General features: G+C 36.1%; 1 protein-coding gene. It reads left to right on the top strand.

All coding sequences use genetic code 11. The features are described 5' to 3' along the window. Positions 1 to 132 precede the first annotated feature (132 nt). The gene (locus BFA01S_RS21500; RefSeq protein ID WP_066235684.1) at positions 133 to 1,356 is read left to right on the top strand and encodes a benzoate/H(+) symporter BenE family transporter; all 1,224 of its coding nucleotides are present in this window, start codon (positions 133 to 135) and stop codon (positions 1,354 to 1,356) included. The last annotated feature ends 140 nt before the right edge of the window (positions 1,357 to 1,496 follow it).

The following is a 1,496-nucleotide window of genomic DNA, read 5'->3' as shown; positions in this document are numbered from 1 at the left end:
ACTTCACTTCCTCGAATTGCCAGAATTTTGAAATGGGAGTCTTACTGCCCGTTAAGGCTGGGATAAAAGGACAGCTTGCACTAGATCAATCACATAACAGGCTAATACAATTCAAAAAAGGGGGAGCAAAATATGAATAGCTTTCCAGGAATCAGAAGGGATAGGCCCTCTTTAAAGGATTTAAATCATAAAAATATTTCAGCTGGTATCGTTGCGGGAATATTCATTATAACAGGACCAACTGCTCTTATATTGGAAGCATCAGTAAACGGGAATTTTAGTATTGCGCAGACAGTGCTATGGATTTTTGCAGTCTATGTATTTGGAGGGTTATTTGGGATTATTCTTCCTATGTACAGCCGTATACCAATCGTTGGCGGCCATACACTTACGGGTGTTGCATTTCTGGCAACAGTGACATCTCAATTTACCTTTCACGAATTAATCGGAGCATATATTATCTCAGGCCTGTTAATGTTATTCATTGGATCTCTCGGTCTTTTCTCAAAATTAATAAAGCTCGTTCCTAAAGAAATTATTTCCGCCATGCTGGCAGGAATGATTACAAAGTATATGGTGAATTTCATTGTTTCTATCAGCCATATGTTAATAGTCGGATTAGTATCTTTAATCACCTTTTTTATTTTCAGCAGATGGAAAGTAAAAATTCCTCCTGTCATTGCAGCAATTATAATTGGTTTTATCGTATTAATCTTATTTTATCCATTAAATAGCAGTGAATGGACATCAGGAATGATGATGCCTAAAATCCAGTTACCTGATTTTAATCTAGTAAGTTTCCTTTCTGTCTCTATCCCTCTTGCTCTCCTCATTTTAAGTAATGATGCAGCAGTTGGGGTTGGTGCATTGGAACAAAATAATTATCGTACCCCTATTAAAAAAATTATTACATTAAGCGGATTCTTTTCAATAATAACAAGTTTTTTTGGAGGACAATCAGCAAACATTGCTGGAATGGCTACTGTAATCTGTTCAGATGAAGAGGCAGGACCTAAAGAAAAAAGATATATGGGGGCAGTTGTGGCCGGTTTTCTTCTTCTAGCCTTCGGTTTATTTTCGTGGAAACTCGTGCCGCTTATTCAAGCTTTACCAAAAGAGTTCATTTCAATCATTGTTGGATTTTCCCTCCTTACTGTATTCGGAAATAGTGTGCAGCAGGCCTTTTCCAATCATTCAATGAAAATAAGTACTGTATTCGCCTTTATTATTGCCTTGTCCAATATTACGATTTTAAGTATAAGTGCTCCAGTCTGGTCCTTGCTTGCAGGTTCATTGATTGCCCGGTATATTGAAAATGATTCAATAAGAAAACTAGAGAAAAAGAAAGCGACCTAAAGTTAAAATTATCTATTAAAAAATTCTTTTACAACACAATAGATGATTTTAAAAGTATTTATTGAAAAAGGGGCTGTCCGATAAGTCCCTGATAATGTTTAAAAGCTGAAAGGCCCTGTCACCTAATCCTTGATTTTACT

It is taken from the genome of Metabacillus fastidiosus NBRC 101226, assembly GCF_001591625.1.
GTDB lineage: Bacteria > Bacillota > Bacilli > Bacillales > Bacillaceae > Metabacillus > Metabacillus fastidiosus.
This window is presented reverse-complemented; position numbering and strand designations above follow the sequence as displayed.